At 32.1% G+C, this 24155-nt stretch carries 20 protein-coding genes; 7 read left to right on the top strand and 13 right to left on the bottom strand.

What is annotated here, in order from left to right; genetic code table 11:
• Positions 1 to 58: 58 nt before the first annotated feature.
• From ACFS5M_RS08535 to prfB, 4 genes are all read right to left on the bottom strand, one after another.
• Complete coding sequence (locus ACFS5M_RS08535) at positions 59 to 2470, bottom strand: TonB-dependent receptor domain-containing protein (RefSeq protein WP_183487876.1); 2412 nt, start codon at positions 2468 to 2470, stop codon at positions 59 to 61.
• Positions 2471 to 2569: 99 nt separating this feature from the next.
• Positions 2570 to 2932 carry an ArsC/Spx/MgsR family protein gene (locus ACFS5M_RS08530; protein ID WP_183487874.1) on the bottom strand — a complete coding sequence of 121 codons (363 nt, stop codon included), beginning with the start codon at positions 2930 to 2932 and terminating at the stop codon, positions 2570 to 2572.
• A 45-nt stretch (positions 2933 to 2977) separates the two neighbouring features.
• Positions 2978 to 3325 (bottom strand): arsenate reductase (glutaredoxin), encoded by a 348-nt coding sequence (gene arsC, locus ACFS5M_RS08525; protein WP_183487873.1) that lies wholly within the window; start codon positions 3323 to 3325, stop codon positions 2978 to 2980.
• Positions 3326 to 3339: 14 nt separating this feature from the next.
• Positions 3340 to 4450 (bottom strand): peptide chain release factor 2 gene (gene prfB / locus ACFS5M_RS08520; RefSeq protein WP_183487871.1). Its coding sequence is split into 2 segments (ribosomal slippage): positions 3340 to 4386 and positions 4388 to 4450, totalling 1110 coding nucleotides; the frame shifts between segments, so codons are not numbered across the junction.
• Positions 4451 to 4543: 93 nt separating this feature from the next.
• On the opposite strand from prfB, the gene ACFS5M_RS08515 reads away from it, so the two are divergent.
• Both ACFS5M_RS08515 and ACFS5M_RS08510 read left to right on the top strand, forming a co-directional pair.
• Positions 4544 to 5560 carry a threonine aldolase family protein gene (locus ACFS5M_RS08515; RefSeq protein WP_183487869.1) on the top strand — a complete coding sequence of 339 codons (1017 nt, stop codon included), beginning with the start codon at positions 4544 to 4546 and terminating at the stop codon, positions 5558 to 5560.
• Positions 5561 to 5794: 234 nt separating this feature from the next.
• Positions 5795 to 7471: an OmpA family protein gene (locus ACFS5M_RS08510; protein WP_183487868.1), complete on the top strand. Its 1677-nt coding sequence runs from the start codon at positions 5795 to 5797 to the stop codon at positions 7469 to 7471.
• Between the two features lie 70 nt (positions 7472 to 7541).
• Here ACFS5M_RS08510 and ACFS5M_RS08505 read toward each other — a convergent pair whose 3' ends face one another.
• The gene (locus ACFS5M_RS08505) at positions 7542 to 7865 is read right to left on the bottom strand and encodes a YbaB/EbfC family nucleoid-associated protein (protein ID WP_183487866.1); all 324 of its coding nucleotides are present in this window, start codon (positions 7863 to 7865) and stop codon (positions 7542 to 7544) included.
• Between the two features lie 83 nt (positions 7866 to 7948).
• On the opposite strand from ACFS5M_RS08505, the gene ACFS5M_RS08500 reads away from it, so the two are divergent.
• The 4 genes from ACFS5M_RS08500 (at position 7949) to ACFS5M_RS08485 (ending at position 13109) form a co-directional block, all read left to right on the top strand.
• Entirely contained in the window at positions 7949 to 10009 is a 2061-nt protein-coding gene (locus ACFS5M_RS08500; RefSeq protein WP_183487864.1) for a S9 family peptidase, read from the top strand.
• A gap of 66 nt (positions 10010 to 10075) precedes the next feature.
• A complete protein-coding gene (locus ACFS5M_RS08495) occupies positions 10076 to 11116 on the top strand; it encodes a PLP-dependent cysteine synthase family protein (RefSeq protein WP_183487862.1) in 1041 nt (346 codons plus the stop codon).
• A gap of 142 nt (positions 11117 to 11258) precedes the next feature.
• Positions 11259 to 12518 carry an aminotransferase class I/II-fold pyridoxal phosphate-dependent enzyme gene (locus ACFS5M_RS08490; RefSeq protein WP_183487860.1) on the top strand — a complete coding sequence of 420 codons (1260 nt, stop codon included), beginning with the start codon at positions 11259 to 11261 and terminating at the stop codon, positions 12516 to 12518.
• A 165-nt stretch (positions 12519 to 12683) separates the two neighbouring features.
• A complete protein-coding gene (locus tag ACFS5M_RS08485; RefSeq protein WP_183487858.1) occupies positions 12684 to 13109 on the top strand; it encodes a hypothetical protein in 426 nt (141 codons plus the stop codon).
• 2 nt (positions 13110 to 13111) lie between these two features.
• Here the strand turns inward: ACFS5M_RS08485 and ACFS5M_RS08480 are convergent, their stop codons facing one another.
• The 8 genes from ACFS5M_RS08480 to tsaD all read right to left on the bottom strand — a co-directional run bounded on the left by ACFS5M_RS08480 (position 13112) and on the right by tsaD (position 19496).
• The gene (locus tag ACFS5M_RS08480; RefSeq protein ID WP_183487856.1) at positions 13112 to 14293 is read right to left on the bottom strand and encodes a class I SAM-dependent methyltransferase; all 1182 of its coding nucleotides are present in this window, start codon (positions 14291 to 14293) and stop codon (positions 13112 to 13114) included.
• A gap of 7 nt (positions 14294 to 14300) precedes the next feature.
• A complete protein-coding gene (locus tag ACFS5M_RS08475; RefSeq protein WP_183487854.1) occupies positions 14301 to 15389 on the bottom strand; it encodes an AI-2E family transporter in 1089 nt (362 codons plus the stop codon).
• 21 nt (positions 15390 to 15410) lie between these two features.
• Positions 15411 to 15911, bottom strand: coding sequence for a TrmH family RNA methyltransferase (locus tag ACFS5M_RS08470; RefSeq protein WP_183487852.1), 501 nt, complete (start codon positions 15909 to 15911; stop codon positions 15411 to 15413).
• Positions 15912 to 16553 (bottom strand): DUF4159 domain-containing protein, encoded by a 642-nt coding sequence (locus ACFS5M_RS08465; RefSeq protein ID WP_183487850.1) that lies wholly within the window; start codon positions 16551 to 16553, stop codon positions 15912 to 15914.
• Positions 16554 to 16555: 2 nt separating this feature from the next.
• On the bottom strand, positions 16556 to 17260 hold the full coding sequence (locus ACFS5M_RS08460; protein WP_183487848.1) for a 16S rRNA (uracil(1498)-N(3))-methyltransferase: 705 nt from the start codon (positions 17258 to 17260) through the stop codon (positions 16556 to 16558).
• Positions 17261 to 17346: 86 nt separating this feature from the next.
• The gene (locus ACFS5M_RS08455) at positions 17347 to 17571 is read right to left on the bottom strand and encodes a hypothetical protein (protein ID WP_183487846.1); all 225 of its coding nucleotides are present in this window, start codon (positions 17569 to 17571) and stop codon (positions 17347 to 17349) included.
• A 157-nt stretch (positions 17572 to 17728) separates the two neighbouring features.
• Complete coding sequence (locus ACFS5M_RS08450) at positions 17729 to 18358, bottom strand: peptidylprolyl isomerase (RefSeq protein ID WP_183487844.1); 630 nt, start codon at positions 18356 to 18358, stop codon at positions 17729 to 17731.
• Positions 18359 to 18473: 115 nt separating this feature from the next.
• Positions 18474 to 19496 (bottom strand): tRNA (adenosine(37)-N6)-threonylcarbamoyltransferase complex transferase subunit TsaD, encoded by a 1023-nt coding sequence (gene tsaD / locus ACFS5M_RS08445; protein WP_183487842.1) that lies wholly within the window; start codon positions 19494 to 19496, stop codon positions 18474 to 18476.
• Between the two features lie 102 nt (positions 19497 to 19598).
• Between tsaD and ACFS5M_RS08440 the strand changes: the two genes are divergently transcribed.
• Positions 19599 to 24002 carry a translocation/assembly module TamB domain-containing protein gene (locus ACFS5M_RS08440; RefSeq protein ID WP_379898542.1) on the top strand — a complete coding sequence of 1468 codons (4404 nt, stop codon included), beginning with the start codon at positions 19599 to 19601 and terminating at the stop codon, positions 24000 to 24002.
• Positions 24003 to 24155 lie beyond the last annotated feature (153 nt).

Here is a 24155-nt window from a genome sequence, read left to right as displayed (position 1 = left end):
TACCATGTAGTGCGAAAAGCGCGACTTGAGCATTGCGAGAGTAACGCCCAAAAATCAATTAGCCTTCAAACTCTATATCCTCACCATCATTTCCACGACCTCGTTGTTGCTTTTTCTTTTGGTTAAATCTGTATGTAAATGATAGGTTAAAACTGCGTTCACGCCATTGAAATTCGCTAGAACTTGTAAAGGTTTCTGCATTGGTATCCATTATCCTTTTTCTAGAGTTAAACAAGTCGCTCACATTAAATGCAATTGATGCTTTTTCATTAAATAAATCTTTGCTAAATGCCATGTTTGTAGAAAACACACCTTTGCTTTTGTTTTGTGCATCTTCTCTAGGACCTCTATAATTCATACTGGTTTGCCACTCTATATTTGCTGGCAATGTGTATTTGCTATTTAGTCTTGCAAACCAACTTGTGTTTTCATTACCAAGATCTACACCATTAGGATCTACACCTTCAGATTTTGATTTAAAAAAGTTGAAGTTAGCACTTGTATTAAATTTACGAGATGGTCTGTAAGTAAGCGTAAACTCGAAACCATAACGATCTTCACTAGCTAAATTTATTGGTGTACGTTGAATTACAGGAACATCTTGTCCGTTTACGTTTACTGTATTTCCTGTATCAAAGCTTACAAAATTAAACACATCTGTAGCATGTTGATAGTATGCAGACGTATTAAATGTAATTTTACCAAAGCGATTGATATAACCTAAGTCATAACTTCCAGAGTAGCTTGGATTTAAATCTGGATTACCTTGAAAAATGCTAGTTACACTAGATCGAGAAGGGAAAGGGTTAATGAATCTAGAACGCGGTCTTCTTAAACGTCTACTATAACCCAATGTTAAGCTTTCGCTATCACTTAATTCATAGTTTAAGTTGATTGTTGGAAATAATCCTGTATAATTCTTTTTGCTGAAATCGCCACTTGTAGGCTGATCTATAGTTACTTGTGTGTTTTCTACACGTAAACCTAGTAGGTATGAGAATTTACCATGTTTGCTTCCATATTGCGTATATACAGCATTTACATATTCTTTGTAGTTTAATAAATTACTTAGCGAATTATTGATTAAAAACTGGTTGGTGTCTTCATCTAGAATTTCAACAATATAATCTGTAGAAAGTGTATTAAAATTTCCTCTATATCCTAATTCAAATTGTGAATTTTCACCAATAGGCAATACATAATCCGATTGTAATAAAATTCGGCTTTGATCTTCTAAGGTGGCTACTTTTTCGCTAGTTAGGCCATCTATAGCAACGAGAGAGTTTTCGTCTTCTGAACTGTCTTCATATTGAAAATCTACAGTTAACTTATGTCCACTAGTTTCAAAATTTTTAGTAAAATTGGTTGAATATTGAATTGTTTTATCGTCTTCTAACTCAGGGTCAAAACGCAAGCTCTCACCAGTTAATACATGGTTGTTATCAAATTGAAGCAATGTATTGGTCGTATTACTTTCGTTATTACTATCTCTGTAAAAAAAGGAAGTGGTTAATGATGCAGAATCATTAATATACCATTCTACACCAAAATTTGTATTTAAACCTTTACGAACACGATCAAATTCTCGTGTTTCTTCTAAACTATTTCCAGTTGATTTATAAGTGGTATTTGTAAATGAATTCCCTGGAATTTCTCTATAACTATAGCCTGTTGTATTGAAAATATTAAAATTACCAGTTCTGTAATTTAAATTCCCAGAGATTCCAGCAGAAGGGTTATAGCCAGCGTTAACCGTAACAGCTCCATTAAGACCTTGAAGTTTACTACGTCTTAGTATGATATTTAAAATACCAGCAGTACCTTCAGAATCATAACGAGCAGAAGGTGAAGTTATAACTTCAACTTTTTCTATAGACTCGGCAGGTAATTGGCGTAAAGCATCAGTTGAATTAAGACCAACTAAACCTGAAGGTTTTCCATTAATTAATATACGTACATTATCCTGACCTCTTAAAGAGACATTACCTTCAACATCTACAGAAACAGATGGCACATTGTCAAGTACATCGCTTACTGTTCCACCACGAACGGTTAGGTCTTTACCTACATTATATATTTTTTTATCTAGTTTAATTTCAACTGTAGTACGCTCTGCAATGACTTCAACTTCGTCAAGAGCTTCGGCATCTTCAGCTAAATAAACGACTCCAATGTCCTTGTTTTTTGTAAGGTCTACGTCTGGAAGTGTTTTTTTACCAAAGCCAATAAACTCTACGGAAACATCATAAATTCCTGCAGGAACAGGAATGTTAAAATTTCCTTTTTGATCTGTAATGCCACCAGTTATAATTTTGTTTTCTTTTTTACTAAAAAAGCCAACAGTAGCATATTCTAAGGGTTGTTGAGTTTCTTGTTCAATAATTTGTCCTGTAGCTCTAACCTCATTTTGGGAAAACGAAGAATAGGAGAATAACACAATACAAATGAAAGTAAATAAATGTTTAGTCATGATTAATTTTCTCAATAGGACTGCAAAAGTAGAGCATGGTTTAGTTGTGTTTGGTTAAATGTTTGTTAAAAAAAAGCTTCCATTTAGGAAGCATTTTTTTTAATTAGTTATAATGTCAAGAACTTTTCTTGGAGGTTTACAGATAATGGCTTTGTCTCCATTAATAACAATTGGTCTCCTCATTAATTTAGGAAATTCGACCATCATTTTAATATATTCAATATCTTCAAAATCATCTAGGTTTTTAACAAGAGGATGGAAGTGGTCTCTCCATAAATCATCTTCAGTTCGAATTAAATCTATTGGTTTTACGTCTAAGAGCTTAACAATACGTTTTAGTTTTCTTTCGGTTAAAGGATTATCAAGGTATTTAATAATCTTATATTTCTGTTTGATTTTTTTTAAAAAATTAAGACAGGCGTTAGACTCATAAGAATCTGGGTTATGGTATAATATAATCATAATGTAAGTTAGGGATTTGGGAGTTTATGTCTGTATTACATGTTTTTAGGTTTTAATTAAATCTGTTATTAATTCAGTTGGACGACCAATAATTGCCTTATTTTGATGTACAACAATAGGCCGTTCAATAAGCTTTGGATGTTTTACCATAGCGTCAATTATTTGAGAATCACTTAAAGTTTTACCTTTATAGTTCTCTTTCCAAATGACTTCGTTTTTTCTAATAAGATCTATAGGTTGTAGACCTAGTAAGTTAAGTAACGTTTTTAATTCATTTTTATTTGGAACGGTTTCAAGATAATTAATTATTTTAAACTCTAGGCCAGAATTCTTTAAAATTTCTAATCCTTGGCGTGATTTGCTACAGCGATTATTGTGATAAATAGTTGTCATTCAGCATTTTATGTTTATAAATTGTTAGTTTCAGTCGTTTGTTGTCCCATCATCATCAGGTATGCCTTTAAAAAGTCGCCAATATCACCATCCATAACTGCATCAACATTACCAGTTTCATGCAAAGAACGTACGTCTTTTACCAGTTTATAAGGATGCATGACGTAGTTTCGTATTTGGCTTCCCCATTCAATTTTCATTTTTCCAGCTTCAATGTCTTCACGCTGTGCTAATTGTTTTTGCAATTCAATTTCATAAAGCTGAGATTTTAGCATTTGTAGCGCTCGAGTTCTATTGTCATGTTGAGAACGGGTTTCTGAGCATGATATTTGAATTCCAGTTGGTTTGTGTGTAAGTTGCACTTTTGTCTCTACTTTATTAACATTTTGTCCGCCAGCTCCACTAGAGCGTGCTGTTACAATTTCAAAGTCGGCTGGATTAATTTCAATTTCAATAGTATCATCAACTAGTGGATAGACATATACTGAAGCAAAACTAGTATGACGTTTTGCATTACTATCAAAAGGAGAGATGCGTACTAATCTGTGTACACCATTTTCACCTTTAAGCCATCCAAAGGCAAAATCACCTTCGATTTCTAAGGTTACCGTTTTAATACCAGCAACATCACCTTCTTGGTAGTTAAGTTCTTTAACTTTAAAGCCATTTTTTTCGGCATACATTAAGTACATGCGCATAAGCATGTTGGCCCAATCGCAGCTTTCGGTACCTCCAGCACCAGCTGTAACTTGTAGCACAGCACTTAGATTGTCGCCTTCGTCAGAAAGCATGTTTTTAAACTCGATATCTTCAATAGCTGTATTAGCTTTTTCAAAACGTGTTTCTACATCAGTAGCAGAAGCTTCATTGTCTTTATAAAATTCATAAATAACTTCTAAATCTTCAACTAAAGTTTTAGCAGCATTATAATCTTCTACCCATTTTTTCTTCTCACGAATTGATTTCATAGTCAATTCAGCAGCTTTGGAATCATTCCAGAAATTAGGGTCAAAAGTTTGTTCTTCTTCGTTTTGAATTTCAATTAACTTAGCATCTAAGTCAAAGGTATTGTCTTAGCGCTGTAAGACGTGTATTAAGATCTTTAATTTGATCAGATGTAATCATGTGAAGTTTATTTTCAACAAAAATATGATTTATTACTATTCACGAAAATATATCTTGATATAATTTTATAGTTTTATACTCAAAAAGTGATTTATGATTATTGATTTAAGAAGTGATACGGTTACAAAGCCATCACAAAGTATGTTGGATGCTATGATGTCAGCTAAAGTTGGAGATGATGTCTTTCGAGAAGATCCAACAGTTAATCAATTAGAAGAACGTGTTGCTCAAATGTTTGGTAAAAGCAATGCCTTGTTTTTTCCTAGTGGGACGATGGCCAACCAAACAGCTATAAAACTACATACGAGTCCAGGAGAACAAGTCATTTGTGACAAATATGCGCATATCTTTAATTATGAATCAGGTGGAGCTTCATTTAATAGTGGTGTTTCTTGTAAGTTGATTGATGGCAAAGGAGGGATGTTTAAAGCAAATCAAGTGCTTGAAGCTATTAATCCAGATGATTATTATTATAGTCAATCTCGATTAGTTGAGATAGAAAATACAACAAATAAAGGAGGTGGTGCCTGTTGGGATTTTGAAGAAATCTTAAAGATTAAAAAAGTATGCCTTGAAAATCATCTAGGATTTCATTTAGATGGTGCTCGTTTATGGAATGCATTAGTTGCTAAGGGCGAAACAACAGCGCAGTATGGAGCGGCTTTTGATACCATTTCGGTGTGTTTAAGTAAGGGATTAGGTTGCCCTGTAGGCTCTTTATTAATTGGAGACTCAGACATTATGAGGCAGGCTATTCGAGTTCGAAAGTTGTTTGGAGGTAATATGAGACAAGCTGGTTTTTTAGCAGCAGCTGGACTATATGCATTAGATCATAATATAGAAAGACTTACAGAAGATCATAAAAAAGCCAAAGACATTGCATCTGTATTAAAAACACTTTCATGCATCAAAACTGTCGAACCAGTTGAAACGAACATCATCATTTTTGAACTTCAAAACGATTATGATGCTTCAAGTTTTTTAGCTCTACTTCAAAGTAAAGGGATTAGTATTATAGACATGGGTGAAAACAAACTACGAATAGTTACTCATTTAGATTATACTAATGAAATGCATTCTTATCTATTAGAGGTGCTTGTATCTATCTGATTTTGATGGTCTTAAAATTTTAATTTTCATTTTATCGATTAAAAATGCATTTTGTCGAAATGTTAAAGGCTTCTTAAATTTTAAAGGACAAACAGTTTGATAAGCATTAATTTTGTCGGAAATTAGAGATTACCACTCATTTTATATGATTTTTTAGCATAGAGTGACTTTTGTAAAAAAAGTGTGTCTAAATGAGTATAACAATTAATTTTTTAACCATTAAATATTTTAAGCATGAAAAAATCCTTTTTAACCATTTTGTCTTTCATAGTGAGTATTACTGTGTTTGCACAAGATTTACCAACTAACCCAGAACCCGGAAAATGTTACGTTCGATGTGTAACTCCAGATGTTTGGGTTAACCAAGATGTAACTATTCAAGTATCACCTGCATACAAGAAATTAAGTACAGTACCAGCAAAATACACTACTGTAAATGAAGAAGTTGTTGTAGAAAATGCAAGTCAACGTTTAGAAGTTGTTCCTGCAGTTTATGAAACTCAAGAATTTGTAGTTACAGTAAATGAAGCAGCTCAACGCTTAGAAAAAGTACCATCAAGAACTGAAACACAAACAGAAACTGTTGTGGTAAAAGAAGCTTCTCAGCGTCTTGAATTAGTGCCAGCTGTTTATGAGACTCAATCTTTTGAAGTAATTACTCAGCCAGCGAGCCAAAGACTAGAATTGGTTCCTGCTGTATATGAAACACAAGATTTTACTGTAGTGACTCAAGAAGCTTCTCAACGTTTAGAAGTTATTCCTGCAGTTTATGGTACAGAAACAAGAACTTATAAAAAGAGAGAATATGGAACATCATTAAAAGTTGTGCCTGCATCTTTTTCTCCTAATTATCAAGTTATTGAAACAAAACCTGCTACTGCTAAATGGCAGATGAGTGATACACCAGCTGCTGAATGTCAGTCTAGTGATCCTAACGATTGTAGATACTGGTGTTATAAGAGTGTCCCTGCTCAAAACATTACAATTAACACTACAGACTTAACTTCTGATGCTACTTTTATTAGAACTCCTGATTGTGATCCTAATGCTAATGGTGGAGAAGATTGTGGTATGTCAACTTATACTGTAAAAGTTGTAACAACTCCTGCAACTACAAGAGTAATAGATATTCCAGCTGTAACTAAAAATGTTAAAAAAACAGTTATGGTTACTCCTCCAACAACAAGAGTTATCGAAATTCCTGAAGTTAGAAAAACGATGAAACGTGTTGTTATGGTAACACCTCCAACAACAAGAGTGATCGATATTCCTGCTGAAACGAAAACAGTTACTAAAACAATTATTATTCCTGAAACGACTAGAGTTGTTGATATTCCTGCAGTAACAAAAACAATGAAACGTGTCGTAATGGTAACACCTCCTACAACTAGAGCTATTGATATTCCTCAAAAAACAGCAACTATTAAGAAAACTGTTTTAACTGAAGACTCTAAAGTTGTTGAAACAGTTGTTCCTGCAATAAATAAAACAGTAACTAAAGAAGTTTTACAAACTAAAGGAGGATTAACAACGTGGAAAGAAGTTGAATGTACTTTATTAGAGTACAATGACCTTAACATTAACTGGAACTTAGGTTCTGCAACCTTAACAGGTGCTGCTAAGGCTGAAATTGACGCAAAACTATTACCAGCTTTATCTGATGGTGTTTCTGTAGAAATTGCGTCTCATACAGATTCTAGAGGGTCAAAAGAAAGTAACCGTTTATTATCTGAAAGAAGAGCTCAAGCTGTAACAAATTACTTAATATCTAAAGGGATTAATTCTTCAAGAATTGTATCTAATGGATATGGTGAGTCTAGATTAGTTAACAGATGTTCTGATGGTGTATCTTGTACTGAAAGAGAACATTTAGCAAACAGAAGAACTCAATTTAGAGTAATTAATCAATAATTACTTTTTCAAATACAATAAAAAAAGGAAGCTAGTTTAGCTTCCTTTTTTTATATCTTAAAGCAGGCAACTATTTAAACATATCCATTCCTGGTATGTTTGGCATGCCATCTTTAGCAACTGCGCTAATTTCAGTTTCGTTTATCTGTGTCGCTTTTTCAATAGCCTTGTTTAAGGTCAGAATTAAATAATCTTCAAGCTGTTCTTTATCTTGTAACAATTCATCATCAAAATAAATAGATTTAATCGTTCTATTAGCAGTTAATGTGATTTTTAATTTGCCATCATGGCTTTGCTCATCAATTAAAACTGTATCTAAGCGCTTTTTAGTTTCTTCTACTTTTTTTTGAGCTTCTTTAAGTTTGCCCATCATTCCCATTAGGTCTCCAAACATAATTTTATAGTTTATAATTCGGTACAAAACTATTTAATTTTTCTATTTTTGAAAAGTATAATCTTTACAATCAATTAGTCCATTTGAAAAAACAGCTCAGTCCACCAATAGCGAAACAAATTCCCAAAAAACTTGTTGCACACTATGATGAGAGAATAGATAATTATTATTGGCTCAATGATAAAGAAAATCACGATGTCATTAATTATTTAAATGAAGAAAACGCTTATACTAAAAGTGTTTTAAAACATACAGAGTCTTTTCAGAAATTGCTTTTTGAAGAAATGAAGCAAAGAATTAAGGAAGATGACGCCTCAGTGCCTTATAAATTAAATGGATATTGGTATGTGACAAAATTTGAAAAAGGTAAAGATTATCCAATTTATACTCGTCGAAAAGAAACCTTAGACGCTTCTGAAGAATTATTGTTTGACTGTAATGAAATGGCCAAAGGGCTTACTTATTTTAAGCTTGGTAGTATTGCAATTAGTCCTGATAATACGCTTGCTGCTTATTCTGAAGATACTGTAAGTCGAAGACAATACGCTATTAAAGTTAAAAATTTAATTACAGGCGAAATCTATTCCGAAGACATAAAAAATACCACTGGAGGTGTCACATGGGCAAATGATAATAAAACTTTATTTTATGCTAGAAAAGATGAGGTAACACTGCGTTCGAATAAAATTTTTAAGCATAGATTGCATACTAATGTAGATAAAGATGAAGAAGTGTTTCATGAAACAGACGAGACTTTCAACACCTTTATTTATAAAACCAAATCAAAGAAATACTTAGTTATTGGTTCAGCAAGTACGCTAACAACAGAATATCGAATACTTAATGCGAATAACCCTGATGGTGTTTTTAAGGTCTTTCAAAAGAGAGTTCGAGAGCTCGATTATGCTATAGCACATTATAATGATAGTTTTTATATCCTTTCAAATAAAGATAAAGCGACAAATTTTAAACTGCAAAAAACTAACGAAATTCAGACCGAAAAAGAATTTTGGCAAGATGTTATTTCACATAGAGATCATGTCTTATTAGAAGATATTGAGATTTTTAAAGATTATTTAGTGCTCAGTGAGCGTGAAAACGGTCTAAATAAACTTAGAATAATGAGTTGGAATGGTGAAGAAGATTATTATTTACCATTTGATAGTGAAACTTATACAGCAAATACAGGAAACAACCCAGATTTTGATAGCGATGTTTTGCGTTATAGTTTTAATTCTCTTACAACGCCTAGTTCTGTTATAGATTACAACTTTAAGACAAAGATTAAAGAAATAAAAAAAGAACAGGAGGTCTTGGGAGGTAAGTTTAATAAAGAGAACTATACCTCTGAACGAGTTTGGGCTACAGCGCGTGATGGTGTAAAAGTACCTATTTCTTTAGTTTATAAAAAAGGAATACAGTTAGATGGTACTAACCCTTTGTTGCAATATGCATATGGCTCTTATGGCTCAACAATTGATCCTTATTTCTCAAGCATAAGATTAAGTCTATTAGATCGAGGTTTTATCTATGCGATTTCGCATATTAGAGGAGGTGAATATTTAGGACGAGAATGGTATAACGCTGGTAAGCTGAAACTAAAAATGAATACGTTTCATGACTTTATTGATTGTTCTAAGTATTTAATTAATGAAAAATACACTTCAAGCAAACATTTGTATGCCTATGGAGGTTCTGCTGGAGGACTTTTAATGGGTGTTATTGCGAATTTAAATGCTGAGTTATATTATGGAATCATTGCAGCTGTTCCTTTTGTTGATGTCGTAACCACAATGTTAGATGATTCTATTCCACTTACAACAGGAGAGTATGATGAATGGGGAAACCCTAACGAAAAAGAGTATTACGATTATATGAAATCATATTCACCATATGATAATGTTAAAGCTCAAGAGTATCCCAACCTATTAGTTACAACAGGCTTACATGATTCTCAAGTACAATATTGGGAGCCTGCTAAATGGGTCGCTAAACTTAGAGCATTAAAAAAGGATAATAATAAAATCTTGCTTCATACTGATATGGATTCTGGTCATGGAGGAGCGTCTGGACGTTTTGAAAGTTTAAAAGAAGTGGCGCTAGAATATGCTTTTTTACTAGATTTAGAAGGAATTCTTATGTAAGAAAAAAAAAATACGTATTTTTGCGAGGTTTATGTTACTTTTTTAGTAGCAGCTTAAAAAGCATATATGACACATAAAAATCAAGTTTTTGATAATGTTCTAGATTTAGTAGGTAATACGCCTCTTATAAAACTAAATTCTATGACTGCTCCTTTTAAAGGTGATTTTTACGCTAAAGTAGAAGCCTTTAACCCTGGGCACTCTTCAAAAGATAGGATTGCATTATACATTATAGAGCAAGCCGAGAAACAAGGTATTTTAAAACCTGGTGATACCATCATTGAAACGACTTCTGGAAATACTGGTTTTAGTATAGCAATGGTAAGTATTATTAAAGGCTATGACTGTATTTTGGCAGTAAGTTCTAAGTCTTCAGCCGATAAAATTGATATGTTAAAAACAATGGGCGCAAAAGTTTATGTTTGTCCAGCCCATGTTAGTGCAGATGACCCAAGGTCTTATTATCAAGTTGCAAAACGCTTACATGATGAAATTAAAGGCTCAGTTTATATCAATCAATATTTTAATGAACTTAATATAGATGCGCATTACATGTCCACTGGTCCAGAAATCTGGAAACAAACTGAAGGAAAAATAACGCATTTAGTTGCTTGTAGTGGAACAGGAGGGACTATATCTGGGACTTCTAAGTATTTAAAAGAGCAAAATCCAAATATTAAAGTTATTGGTGTTGATGCTTTTGGTTCTGTGATTAAAAAATATCATGAAACTAGAGAGTTTGATGAAAAAGAAATTTATCCCTATAGAATTGAAGGTTTAGGAAAGAATTTAATTCCTACTGCAACAGATTTTGACCTTATAGATGAATTTGTAAAAGTAACAGATGAAGAGAGCGCTCATACTGCAAGAGAAATAGCAAAAACTGAAGGTATATTCGTAGGCTATACCTCTGGAGCTGCAATGCAAGCTATAAAACAATTGCATGAAGCTGGCGAGTTTAGCGATAACGACAAAGTAGTTGTTATTTTTCCAGATCATGGATCACGCTATATGAGTAAAGTATATAGCGATAAGTGGATGGCAGATCAAGGCTTCTTTGATAGTAAAAATGAAGTCGCAGCACAAAGCATTCAGTATATAAAATAAAGACCAATAAAATAATAGAAGATAGAAGACTTTTCATACAAAAGTCTTCTATCTTTTTGTTGTTAATAATAGTGCATAAAAAGATTATGTTTAATTAGAAGAAATATCTAATTTTGCAACTACTAACTAAGCGTGATAGCAGATGAAAGATTTATTTGAAAAGATTTATAAAGATAAAGGACCATTAGGAAAATGGGCTGCACAAGCAGAAGGTTACTTCGTTTTTCCAAAATTAGAAGGCGAAATTTCTAACCGAATGAAATTTCAAGGTAAAGATGTAATTACTTGGAGTATAAACGATTATCTAGGTTTGGCAAATCACCCAGAAGTACGTAAAGTAGATGCTGAAGCGGCTTTACAGTATGGTTCTGCCTATCCTATGGGAGCACGTATGATGTCTGGTCATACAGACTTACATGAAAAACTTCAAAATGAATTAGCCGAATTTGTAAATAAAGAGGCTGCATATCTTTTAAATTTTGGTTACCAAGGTATGGTTTCTACTATAGATGCTTTGGTCTCTAAAGACGATATTATTGTTTATGATGTTGATGCGCATGCTTGTATTATTGATGGTGTACGTTTGCACATGGGAAAACGCTTTACTTATAAGCATAATGACGTTGAAAGCTTAGAGAAGAATTTAGATAGAGCCACAAAAATGGCTGAACAAACTGGAGGAGGTATTCTTGTTATTTCTGAAGGTGTATTTGGAATGCGTGGCGAGCAAGGTCGATTAAAAGAAATTGTTGCTCTAAAAAAGAAGTTTAATTTCCGTTTGTTTGTTGATGATGCACATGGATTTGGAACGCTTGGTAAAACAGGAGCAGGAGCAGGTGAAGAACAAGGTGTTCAAGACGATATAGATGTTTATTTTGCAACTTTCGCAAAATCTATGGCAAGCACAGGTGCCTTTATTGCTGCTGATAAAGAAATCATAGATTATTTGAAGTACAATTTACGTTCTCAAATGTTTGCTAAATCTTTACAGATGCAATTAGTTGTTGGTGCTTTAAAGCGCTTAGATATGTTGCGTACAATGCCAGAATTGAAGCAAAATCTATGGAAAATAGTTGATGCTCTACAATCTGGATTAAAGAAACGAGGTTTTGATATAGGCACAACGCAAAGTTGTGTAACTCCAGTATATTTAAATGGAAGTATTCCTGAGGCAATGGCTTTAGTTAGAGATTTAAGAGAGAATTATGGTATTTTCTGTTCTATAGTAGTTTATCCTGTAATACCAAAAGGTCTAATTTTACTACGAATGATTCCTACGGCAACTCATACTTTGCAAGATGTTTCAGATACTTTAGACGCCTTTGATGCTATTAGAGAACGTCTTGAAAATGGTACGTATAGACGTCTTTCTGCGGCTTTAATTGCTGCAATGGGAGAGTAGTCTTATCGCTATATAATTTTTAAAAATCAGATGGTTTTCATCGGATTTTTTTATGCAATAAATTGATAATCAATTAGTCCGTTAATCGAGAAAGTTGAAATTTTCTTTTTTTTGTCAGAATTTACTTTATATTTGCCTTCGAATTTATTTTAAACCCAAATCGAAATGAAATTCCTACTTAAACAATTAGCAACAGCTATTGTTGCTATAACCCTATTTAATTGTTCTGTTGAACAGTTAGACTCAAGATCAGAAGAAAACGCTCAAGACACTTCTGAAACTTTATCCTCATTTACTTGTAGTACTGGTGTGTGCGGAGCACGTTTAACCAATAATGGTACGCTATCTGTAGATTTAGCTATTTATGATCATAACAATATGTTATTATTTGAAGAGCTAAACATAGCTTCAGGAGGTGGTGCTACAACTTGGCAAAGTTTCCCAACAGGAAGAATATCTTATACTGTTACAACTCCTGCAACAAGTTTATTTAAAACTGTTGTTATCGATATGGCAGATTGTATGGTTTATGATATGGAAGTTGCCGAGAACAACATGTTGGTTACAGATCAGCCTACTTTACAAGATTAAACTTAGTCTAGTTTAGAGCATACCAATACAATTTTTGAATTTGATTTATTTGTAGTGAAGAAGAGGTAAATATGACCTCCTTCTTTAATTTTAAATCTTTTTCTGATTTGCTGAACCGTTTCTGGAAAGTTACGTGTAGAAATATTAGCTTTAGTAAAATTCTCTTTTTTTAAGAGTTTTTTACTATAAGCTAAAACGTTTTCTATTTTAAAACATCTTCCAGGAAAGTCTATGAGCACTTTACTTGTGTATAAATGCGAGTGCTTATGTAGCTTAGAAATATGAAACTTATGAGTTATTAAATGAAAAGCTCCAGATTTCATAATCGCTGCATTTGGTTCGTATAAATAGTGCTGTGGTAAACTGTAAGTAGCTTCAGTCTTATTGGCTTCGTTGAGCTGAAAAGTGAATTCTTCTACAATTGATGGTTTTATGTTTATGGTTTTTACAGAAACATGTGATGCATAACCTTTTTCTAAAACCCATAGTAGCTCTTTAACTTCATTGTTTACAGCAACGATATGGATGCATTTAACATGCTCTAATTCGTTTAAACCAATGGTAATATCTAATAATGGAGATGATTTTAAGAGTATATTTTTTGATGTCTTAAACAATAAATCTAAATGCTTAGGCACATGTGGTAAACAATCTTTTAGAAAAAACACTTTTCCTTTTGTATCATGACGCCTTGATGGATCGATGTAAATCCAGTCATATTGTTTATTTGATGTACAGATATAATCAATACCATCTGTAGTTATAACACTAATATTATTTTTTTGTAGCTCTTTAAAGTTATGAGATACAATATCAGATAGATCTTTGTTTATTTCACAATGAGTCACCTCTTTAAAAGACTTTGAAAAGTAAAAACAATCGACCCCAAAACCACCTGTAAGATCTATGATGGTTTTTCCTTGAATTATACTTGATTTATATTTCGCTGTAATTTCAGATGATGTTTGCTCAATGTTTAGCTTATTTGGATAATAAATAGTATTACAATTAAACCATGTTGGAAGCTTTGTTTTACATCTTTTTTTAGCCTCAATTTGTTCAATAATTGCCTTTGTCTCAACTGAAGAGAATGAGGTTCCCTTTAAGAGTAGCGAAGTGATTTCAGAATTTAAATTATTATTTATAAAATCTTGAATTTCAATATTTAATATCTCTTTATTCAAAGTTTTACTATAATCCTTTAGTTAGCTTTTTAACGACTTTGTTTTCAGATAAAAACTCTTTTAAAATGACCTTAATTGCAGTATAAGCAGGTACTGCTACTATGAGTCCTATAACTCCAAATAAAATACCAGCAATTAAGATTACTAAAAAGATTTCTAAGGGATGCGATTTTACACTTTTTGAAAAGATTACTGGCTGACTCACAAAATTGTCAATTAATTGTCCAATTGCAAATACAACAAAAACCCAAAACGCATTTGGTAAAATAACGTCCCTAAACCCTTCGCCTAAGTTGCTTGTCATAGTTAGTGTTACCATTAAAAACACGCCTATTAATGGTCCAACATAAGGGATTAAATTTAGTAATGCACATAGAAATGCTATTACTAAAGCATTTTCTACGCCAATAATCATAAGACCAATGGTATAGATTATAAATAATATTAGAATTTGAAAGATTAAACCAATAAAGTATCTAGATAATAAGTCTTTTATTTTAACGGATGAATTTTTCCAACGCGATTCATTGCCTGAAGGAATTAAAGTCATGATTCCACTTTCAAAAAGACGACTGTCTTTTAAAAAGAAAAATGAGATAAACAGTACAGAAAACAAGCCAATACTGAAGCTTCCTAATCCACTAACAAAAGTATTTAAGAAGTTTGGAATTAATGAATAATCAATTTTTGAAAGTACGTTAGAGTCTTTTATTGACTGTTCAACATCAATATTATTAATTTCAAAATAAGCAATGGCTTCTCGATATAAGTTTTCAACATTTCCTTGTAATTGTTCAATGTCTAAAAGCGATAAATTGTGACCTTGTTCAACAATTAGTGGAATAAATAATAGGACTAACCCAAAAAGTAATCCGATTAAAAAAATCATTGTCACTATTACTGCAAGCGCATTTTTGAATCTAAGGCGTCGTCTTAAAAAAATAACAATGGGTCTTCCAATTAACGAAATTACACCAGCAATGGCTACATAAACAATAACAGCTTGAATTTTATAAACAAAAAATACGATCAAAGCAATACCAAGTATAATGCCAAGTGCTTTTAAAATGCCGTTTGAGATTTGATTTGAAGTCATACTGTAAATATAATAAAACAGTTATATAAGTTGCTTCGTCATTTCATATAAAACAATATTGGTCGCTTGTACAACATTCATACTGCTGTTTTGTCCGAACATATCTATTTGAATTATAATATCAGACAGCTTTAAATTAGCGTCACTAATGCCAAAATTTTCATCGCCAATTATAAGAGCGATAGGTTTTTCTTTCGAAAAAGAACAGGTATAAATAGATTGGCTTTTACTAGTAATTTCAAGAGCAGCAATATAATAGCCAAGTTCCTTATAGGTTGAAATTACCTCTGAAGCATTAGTTTTTACATCATATTTAACAACTTTTTCTGTAGCTCGAGAGGTTTTAGTCATTTTTCGACCTAACGGAATATGTTCGCCACAAAACACAATTTTTTCTACACCAAAAGCATCAGCAATTCTAAATAAACTTCCAATGTTTGGTGCATTTGTAACGTTTTCGCAAATTATTGTAATAGGAAATGTGCGTTTGGTAAAATTGGTATTGTAGTGGTGGAGTTGCATTTAATTCTCAAAAGCGTATTTAATAATATTCGCTCCCATTTTTAATGCTTTTTCACGGACTTCAGGAGAATCATTATGAACGACTTCATCTTCCCAGCCATCGCCTAGATCGCTTTCAAAAGTGAAAAGTAGTACCAATCTGTTCTCATGAAATAGTCCAAAGGCTTGTGGACGTTTGCCATCATGTTCATGTATTTTAGGTAAGCCATTTGGGAATTTATAAACATAATTAAATATCGCATGATTTGCAGGAAGCTCTACTAATTCTTGATTTGGAAAGACTTTTTTAAGCTCTTTTGAAATGTAAGGCTGCATACCGTAGTTATCATCGATATGCAAAAATCCTCCAGAAGTTAAATAGTTTTTCAGGTTTTCAGCATCTGATTCGCTAAAAAACACATTACCATGACCAGTCATATGTAAAAAAGGAAACTGAAAAATATCTGTGCTACCAACTTCAACAGTTTGAGGCTTCGTTGCTATTTTAGTTGAGATATTATTATTGCAAAATGCGATTAAGTTAGGTAAAGCTGTAGGGTTGCCATACCAATCACCACCACCTTTATATTTTAAAATCGCAAGGTCTTGTGATAACACACAAAAGGATGTTAGAGAAAATAAAAAAGACAAAAAAATCTTCATAGTTATTCGTTTACAAAAGCTACAGAATGGCAAGCCACAATAGCTGCTGTTTCTGTCCGTAATCTGGTTGTTCCCAAAGTTACAGGAATAAAATGAAATTGAAGTGCTTGTTGGATTTCTTTAACAGAAAAATCGCCTTCTGGTCCAATTAAAATGGTTACATTTTGTTTAGGTTTTAGATGATTTTTAAGTGATATTTTTTCTGAATCTTCACAGTGTGCTATAAATAGTTGTCCAGCTATTTCTTGGTTGATAAAATCGCTAAATGAAATCGCTTTATTAAGTTTTGGCAGATAACAATGAAGGGATTGCTTCATTGCAGATAAAACAATTTTTTCATAACGTTCTGGCTTGATAATTTTTCGTTCACTATGATCACAAATAATAGGAGTGATGCTATCAACACCAATTTCTGTTGCTTTTTCGAGAAACCACTCATAGCGATCATTCATTTTAGTAGGTGCTACAGCAAGGTGTAGGTTGTATCTATGCTTTGGTTGTAGTTGCTTAGCAATTAGTGTTGCAATACACTTTTTTAAATCTGGAACAATTATTTGTGCAGTAAATAACCATCCTTTTCCATTAGTAATATGTAAAGTATCATTTGTAGTTTTACGTAAAACTTTTACAATGTGTTTGCTTTCTTCTTTCGAAAAAGAAAACTGAGTAGTGTGTTCGGTAATTTCAGAGTTATAGAATAATTGCATAATACGAATATAACAACTTGATTATTTGTATAAAAAAAAAGAGTGTCAATATTTGACACTCTTTTTTTTTATATAATAAATAACAATTATTTTTCTTCTCCACCACCATTACATTTTCCTATAGTATCTCCATGAGCTAAATGTGCATTTAGCGCATTTATACTTACTGTGATTTCATGAGAATTCTCTGGGTTTCCAGGTGGAATATGGCAAATAGTTATTTTTTCATTTTGAGCTTTAGCTTCAGTTGAACTGCTTGTCATAACACAACAAACACATAATAAGGTAATAATAAAAATTACTTTTTTCATAATAGTTTAATTTATAGATTTAGGCATTATTGCATATCGAAATAACTATAAATGATGCTGAAAGAAAAAATATTAGGATGAAAACCTAAAAAATCATAATGAATGGTTTTTTTATGCAAATTATTCTGCTAAAGTGCTGTATTATAAGAGTGTACTGTTATTTATCATCAAAGCGATCTACAATTTTCAGTACTTTTATTTCTCTAATTTCCTTTGGCTCATGTGTTTTTAAAACAATATAATACCACTGTTTCTGAACTATATCAATGGTAAAAACATCGCCAACACTATATTGAGGATTTGTAATCTCACTTTCAAAAGTAGGGTGAGTTAAACCTGCTTCAAACCAGCCTAAATCACCACCACGACTCGCATTATTATCCATTGAATATTGACTTGCTAGCATGCTAAAAGGTGTGCCTTCTTTATATTTAACTAAAATTTTATCACGTAAGGCATTAATTTCAGAAACGGTCATTTTTAAACCATCAAAGAAAATATAACTAACCCTATGATTTGTGACAGTGCTTTTTTCAATGACTTTGTATTTTACTCGTTCAGTTTCACTTTCGACTGTTGTAGTGCCTCCATTAAATAAATCGATCGCTAAAGCCGTTTGATGTTTTTCTTCATTAAACACAATAATTTTATTGTATTTAGATTTGTGTACTTTAAGGTAGTCTTCAGCGTCTTCCATATTTATTATGGAGTCAAAATCTTTTGTAACTGTATCTTGTGCCGAAATCGAAATTGAAAATAAGAAAGTGAAAAGTAATAGTTTATTCATTTGTAGTCATACTTAGTGTTATGAAAACAAAAAAACAAAAATTATAGATTGCAAAAATGAATTTCTATAAGGTTATTAACAGAAATTTCAACAATAAAAAATCCTTTAGGTTATTTTAAATTTTCAATCGCGCAGAAGCACTAATATTTTGGTCAGCAAAATCGTGTTCAAGAAATTTTAAATAACCAACAATAGCTATCATTGCAGCATTGTCTGTTGTGTATTCAAATTTTGGGACGTAGGTAGTCCATCCAAACTTTTGTTCTCCTTTTTTTAAAGCTTCTCGAATGCCAGAATTGGCCGAAACGCCACCACCAATAGCAATATGATTAATCCCAGTGTGTTTACTGGCTAGTTTCAGTTTGTCGATTAGAATACCAATAATGGTATATTGAATAGAAGCACAAATATCGTTGAGACGTTCTGAAATGAAATTTGGATTCGCTTTAACTTCCTTTTGAATGAAATATAAAATACCAGTTTTTAATCCAGAGAAGCTAAAATTTAATCCATCAACTTTTGGTTTCGTAAATTGAAATGCTTTTGGGTTGCCTAATTGAGCACGTTTGTCTATTTCTGGTCCTGCAGGATAGCCTAACCCTAATATTTTTCCACTCTTATCAAATGCTTCTCCAACGGCATCATCTAAAGTTTCGCCAATAACTTCCATTTCAAAATAATTAGTCACCTTAACAATTTGTGTATGGCCTCCAGAAATTGTCATGGCTAAAAAAGGAAAAGGCGGTTTGTTAAAGCCGCTTTCATCTATAAAATGCGCCAGTATGTGTGCTTGCATGTGGTTAACATCAATTAGCGGAATGTTTAAACCAAACGCTAAAGATTTTGCAAATGACGTTCCAACTAATAACGAACCCATTAATCCTGGGCCTCTTGTAAAGGCAATAGCATGAAGCATATCTTTTGTTATTCCAGCTTTTTTTATGGCTTGATGTACGACTGGAACAATATTTTGCTGATGAGCTCTTGAGGCTAACTCTGGAACAACGCCACCATATTCTTCGTGTATTTTCTGACTCGCAACCACGTTGCTTAAAACCTTGTTGTTAAGCAATATAGATGCAGAAGTATCATCGCATGAAGACTCAATTCCTAGGATGTAAATATTTTGTGAAGACATTAGCTAAAATTAGGCACAATAATTGTTAATTTTGACTTCAAAGTTATAACTTTAAAACGTATCAAAAAATTTTTAAAAATAGCATCAAAAATTGTAGCTGTATTGCTACTGCTTTTCATCTTATTGGTGTTGGTGCTTTCTATTCCTGCTGTTCAAACTAAACTTGGGAAATATGCAACAAATTGGTTGAATGATGAATATGGAACTAATATAAACATTAATAAGGTTGGTCTTCAGTTTAATGGCGATGTAGAATTAAAAGAGATTCTTATTATAGATTATAAAAACGATACGCTTATTAGTGCAGTAGAATTGAATACTTCTATTTTAAATTTTAAGAACCTTATCAATAGTAAATTAGCCTTTGGTGATATTGATTTAGAAGGCTTAGTTTTTAATTTAAAAACCTACAAAGGCGAAACAGATACGAATTTAGATGTCTTTGTTGCACGTTTTGATGAGGACAACCCTTCTCAAAAGGAAAGTGGTTTCCTGCTTTCATCTAGCGATATATCTATTTATGGAGGCACATTTAGACTTATTGATGAAAATAATGAAACACCAACAATTTTAGAATTTTCAGATATCGATATTAATGCCACAGATTTTTTAATTCGAGGTCCAAATGTAAGCACGAGGATAAACACTTTAGCTTTTGTAGATAGTCGCGGCTTAGTCATGAAGAACTTGTCTTCTAATTTTGCCTATACTTTAAATGATATCACTTTAGACAATCTTAAGATTAAAACCGCTAATTCTTCACTAGAAGGTCAGGTGAAGTTTTCTTATAATCGTGAAGATTTGGCCGATTTCACAAATAAAGTATTAGTCGATGCTAATTTTACTGATGCCAATATAGCTTTAGATGAATTGAATACGTTTTATAACGAATTTGGTGTTGGTCAACGTGCAAATTTTAGTGCCAACCTTAGCGGAACATTAAACAATTTAGATGTTAATGAGTTGAGGTTAAATACGAGTTCTAGAACACGAATTTATGGAGATATAAATTTTGTTAATTTATTTAATGCAGCTGAAGATAATTTTTCAATGAATGGAAACTTTAGTAACCTTACTTCAAATTATAAAGATTTAAAAGCGTTATTGCCAAATGTTCTAGGAGAATCAATTCCTTCAATTTTTGATAAACTCGGAAACTTTACAGCTATTGGAAAATCCTTTATCACATCTTCTACAATTGATGCTGATTTAAGAATTGATACAGAATTAGGTTATATCATTTCTAATTTAGAAATGAAAAAAATTAATGATATCGATAATGCAATCTATAATGGAAATATAATTTTTGATGAATTTGATTTAGGCGCATTTTTAAATGATACTAATTTAAGTAAAACATCTTTAAATCTTGATGTTGACGGAAAAGGCTTCACTCAAGAACATCTTAATACTAAGGTTGAAGGCGATATATATAGCTTGACCTATAATGAGTATACCTACCAGCATATTCAGGTTTCTGGGAATTTAGAAGACAAAATATTTAACGGAAAAGTCGATTCAAAAGACAAAAATTTAGATTTAGAATTTAATGGATTAGTCGATTTTTCTAAAGATATAAATGATTTTGATTTTGTTGCTAAAGTCGATTATGCTAACCTGAAGGCGCTTAATTTTATTAAAAAAGATAGCATCTCTGTGTTTAAGGGAATTGTAGATATGAAAATGCAAGGCACAAGCTTAGATGATGCTGTTGGTAGTATAAAGTTTAATAAAACGTATTATAAAAATGAAAATGATGAATATGTTTTTGATGATTTTGCCATAACATCATCGTTTGAAAATGAAGTAAGATTTTTAGGTGTCAACTCTCCAGATATTATTGAAGGTCAAATGAGTGGTATCTTTTTAGTCGATAATATTGATGAATTGTTTTTAAATGCGATAGGAAGTTTATATACAAATTACAGTCCATACGAAGTATCAACCAATCAGTACATAGACTTCAATTTTAAAATTTATAATAAAATTGTAGAAGTCTTTGTGCCTGAACTGCAATTAGGTAAAAATACTTATATAAAAGGACGTGTTGAAAGTGATGAAAAAGAATTTAAACTCACGTTTAAATCACCTAAAATAGAACTGCTTGATTATTTTGCAGATAATATTGAGTTGCAAGTTGACAATAAAAATCCACTATTTAATACCTATGTTGAAGTCGATAGTATAAACTCTAAATACTATGCGATATCTAAATTTAATTTAATTAATGTGACCTTGAATGACACCTTATTTATGCGTTCAGAATTTAAGGGAGGAAAGCAAAGTAACGATTTATATAATTTAAGTTTCTATCATACTAAAAATCAAGAAAATCAATCTGTTGTTGGGTTCAAAAAATCGAATGTCACTTTTAAAGGCAATACTTGGCACATCAATGAAAAAAGAGATAATTATAATAAAGTGACTTTTGATAATGATTTTAAAAATTTCAATTTAGAGCGATTTGTACTTAATCATAATAACGAAAAGATTAAACTCTCAGGAATTATTAAAGGTTCAAACAATAAAGACATCAAGCTTAATTTTGAAAATGTTCATTTAGATAAAATCACACCAGACATAGAAGATTTATCACTAAAAGGTCTTGTAAATGGTGGTCTTAATATATTAGAACAAAACGGAAGCTTTTTGCCTACTTCAGAAATCACTATCGATGACTTAGAAGTCAATGATTTAGTATTAGGGTCGTTTCTAGCAAACATCTCAGGAAATCAAAACTTAACCAGCTATGCTGTAAATGCAAGTATTAAAAATGACGAAGCGAAATCGTTTGCTGCGTTTGGAAGTATTGATATGTCGTCAGACGCTCCATTAATTAATGTTGATTTAAAATTTAATCATTTTAATTTGCAACCTATAAATCCTTTTTTAGAAGGTATTTTAACTGATATTAGAGGTTTTGCTACAGGTACAACTAAGGTGATTGGCGATTTAAATAAGCCAAGTATAAACGGAGAATTAGAATTAAACCAAGCTGGTTTAGGAATTCCAGAACTAAATGTAGATTATAGTTTTGCAGATAAATCGTCTGTATCTCTAAAAAATCAAAGCTTTATTTTTAATACCATCGATATAACAGATACGGTTTATAATACTAAGGCAGTGTTAGATGGAAGCTTGAGCCATGTGAATTTTGGTGAATGGAGCTTAGATTTAAACTTAGAAACAGAGAGGTTATTAGTTCTCAATACAACCGAAGATGAAGACGAACTGTATTATGGAACAGGTTTTGTCGGCGGAACCGCTAGCATATCTGGTCCTGCAGACCGATTGCGAATTAATGTCATTGGAGAAACAAAACGCGGAACCACTTTTGTAATCCCATTAAGTGATAACGAATCGTTTGGCGATAACTCTTACATTCACTTTTTAACATTAGAAGAAAAACAAGCTAAATTAGAAGGTCGTGAAGTCATTGCAACCGAAACTTCTGGCTTAGAATTAGATTTTGATTTAGAGGTGACACAAGATGCTGAAATTGAAATTGTAATGGACAAAGAAAGCGGAAGTACTATTCGAGGTCGTGGAGAAGGAGGATTATTAGTTGAAATTAATACCAACGGAAAGTTTAATATGTATGGTGATTTTTCCGTCTTTGAAGGAACTTACAAATTTAGATATGCCGATATTATTCAAAAGGATTTTACGGTTGTTCCTGGTGGTACTCTGGCTTGGGATGGCGATCCTCTTAAAGCTAGAATTGATATCGAAGCAATTTATAAAACTCAAGCAAACCCTTCACCTTTATTAGATTCTCCAATCAATAGAAGAATACCAGTTAATTTAGGAATCCATTTAACAGGTGACTTAGAAAAACCTGAACCAGATTATAATTTCGAATTCCCTAATTTGAGCTCTACTGTAAAATCTGAGTTAAGCTATAGACTAGAATCTAAAGACGATAGAAGTAATCAAGCCATCTACCTTTTGGCTACAGGATCGTTTTCTAGTGGTTTAAGCGAACTTAATATTACTGGTACTATTGAAGAACGACTCAATGGAATTATTAATGGCTTAATATCTAATGGCGATAATAAACTACAAGTAGGTTTAAATGTTGAACTTGGAGAAAATAGACCAGATTATCAAACAGATGATAGATTAGGTGTTACTTTACAAACCAACATTAGTGATCGTATTCGAATTAATGGTAAAGTTGGTGTGCCTATTGGAGGTGTTAGCCAAACAGCTATTGCAGGAGATGTACAAATCGACTTTTTGTTAAACGAAGAAGGCACATTTACAGCTAAAGTGTTTAATAGAGAAAATAGTATTAGAAATTTCGGAGAAGAAATAGGTTATACTCAAGGACTAGGTATTGCTTACAATGTCGATTTTGATAGCTTTAAAGAATTACTTCAAATTATCTTTAAAGGAAAAAAGAAAATAGCAGAGGAAAAAGAAGAAGAGGAGGCTAGACAAAATAAGCCAAATGCTTTACCAGATTTTATTGGTTTTGAAAAGAAAAAAGATACCATAGATTAATTTTTCTAAGAAATTATAAAGCTTAAAAGGTTTTATTTATAAACTTCTTTATTAACGAAAACGATATAGTTTGTGCTTTCTGTTAAAATATGACAAATGCTTGCTTTTTTCTTGATTTTCTTTAGTAGCTTTACTTTTTAAACTGATAACTTA

The sequence above is a fragment of the Lacinutrix iliipiscaria genome, assembly GCF_042686125.1.
GTDB classification, from domain to species: Bacteria; Bacteroidota; Bacteroidia; order Flavobacteriales; family Flavobacteriaceae; genus Oceanihabitans; species Oceanihabitans iliipiscarium.
Note: the sequence above shows the minus strand (reverse complement) of the source record. Positions and strands in the feature narration are given on the sequence as shown.

Excerpts from the sequence above, each read along its gene's own strand:
- ACFS5M_RS08535 (WP_183487876.1), bottom strand. The coding sequence starts at position 2,470 with ATGACTAAACATTTATTTACTTTCATTTGTATTGTGTTATTCTCCTAT.
- ACFS5M_RS08530 (WP_183487874.1), bottom strand. The coding sequence starts at position 2,932 with ATGATTATATTATACCATAACCCAGATTCTTATGAGTCTAACGCCTGT.
- arsC (WP_183487873.1), bottom strand. The coding sequence starts at position 3,325 with ATGACAACTATTTATCACAATAATCGCTGTAGCAAATCACGCCAAGGA.
- ACFS5M_RS08515 (WP_183487869.1), top strand. The coding sequence starts at position 4,544 with ATGATTATTGATTTAAGAAGTGATACGGTTACAAAGCCATCACAAAGT.
- ACFS5M_RS08510 (WP_183487868.1), top strand. The coding sequence starts at position 5,795 with ATGAAAAAATCCTTTTTAACCATTTTGTCTTTCATAGTGAGTATTACT.
- ACFS5M_RS08505 (WP_183487866.1), bottom strand. The coding sequence starts at position 7,865 with ATGTTTGGAGACCTAATGGGAATGATGGGCAAACTTAAAGAAGCTCAA.
- ACFS5M_RS08495 (WP_183487862.1), top strand. The coding sequence starts at position 10,076 with ATGACACATAAAAATCAAGTTTTTGATAATGTTCTAGATTTAGTAGGT.
- ACFS5M_RS08490 (WP_183487860.1), top strand. The coding sequence starts at position 11,259 with ATGAAAGATTTATTTGAAAAGATTTATAAAGATAAAGGACCATTAGGA.
- ACFS5M_RS08485 (WP_183487858.1), top strand. The coding sequence starts at position 12,684 with ATGAAATTCCTACTTAAACAATTAGCAACAGCTATTGTTGCTATAACC.
- ACFS5M_RS08475 (WP_183487854.1), bottom strand. The coding sequence starts at position 15,389 with ATGACTTCAAATCAAATCTCAAACGGCATTTTAAAAGCACTTGGCATT.
- ACFS5M_RS08470 (WP_183487852.1), bottom strand. The coding sequence starts at position 15,911 with ATGCAACTCCACCACTACAATACCAATTTTACCAAACGCACATTTCCT.
- ACFS5M_RS08465 (WP_183487850.1), bottom strand. The coding sequence starts at position 16,553 with ATGAAGATTTTTTTGTCTTTTTTATTTTCTCTAACATCCTTTTGTGTG.
- ACFS5M_RS08460 (WP_183487848.1), bottom strand. The coding sequence starts at position 17,260 with ATGCAATTATTCTATAACTCTGAAATTACCGAACACACTACTCAGTTT.
- ACFS5M_RS08455 (WP_183487846.1), bottom strand. The coding sequence starts at position 17,571 with ATGAAAAAAGTAATTTTTATTATTACCTTATTATGTGTTTGTTGTGTT.
- ACFS5M_RS08450 (WP_183487844.1), bottom strand. The coding sequence starts at position 18,358 with ATGAATAAACTATTACTTTTCACTTTCTTATTTTCAATTTCGATTTCG.
- tsaD (WP_183487842.1), bottom strand. The coding sequence starts at position 19,496 with ATGTCTTCACAAAATATTTACATCCTAGGAATTGAGTCTTCATGCGAT.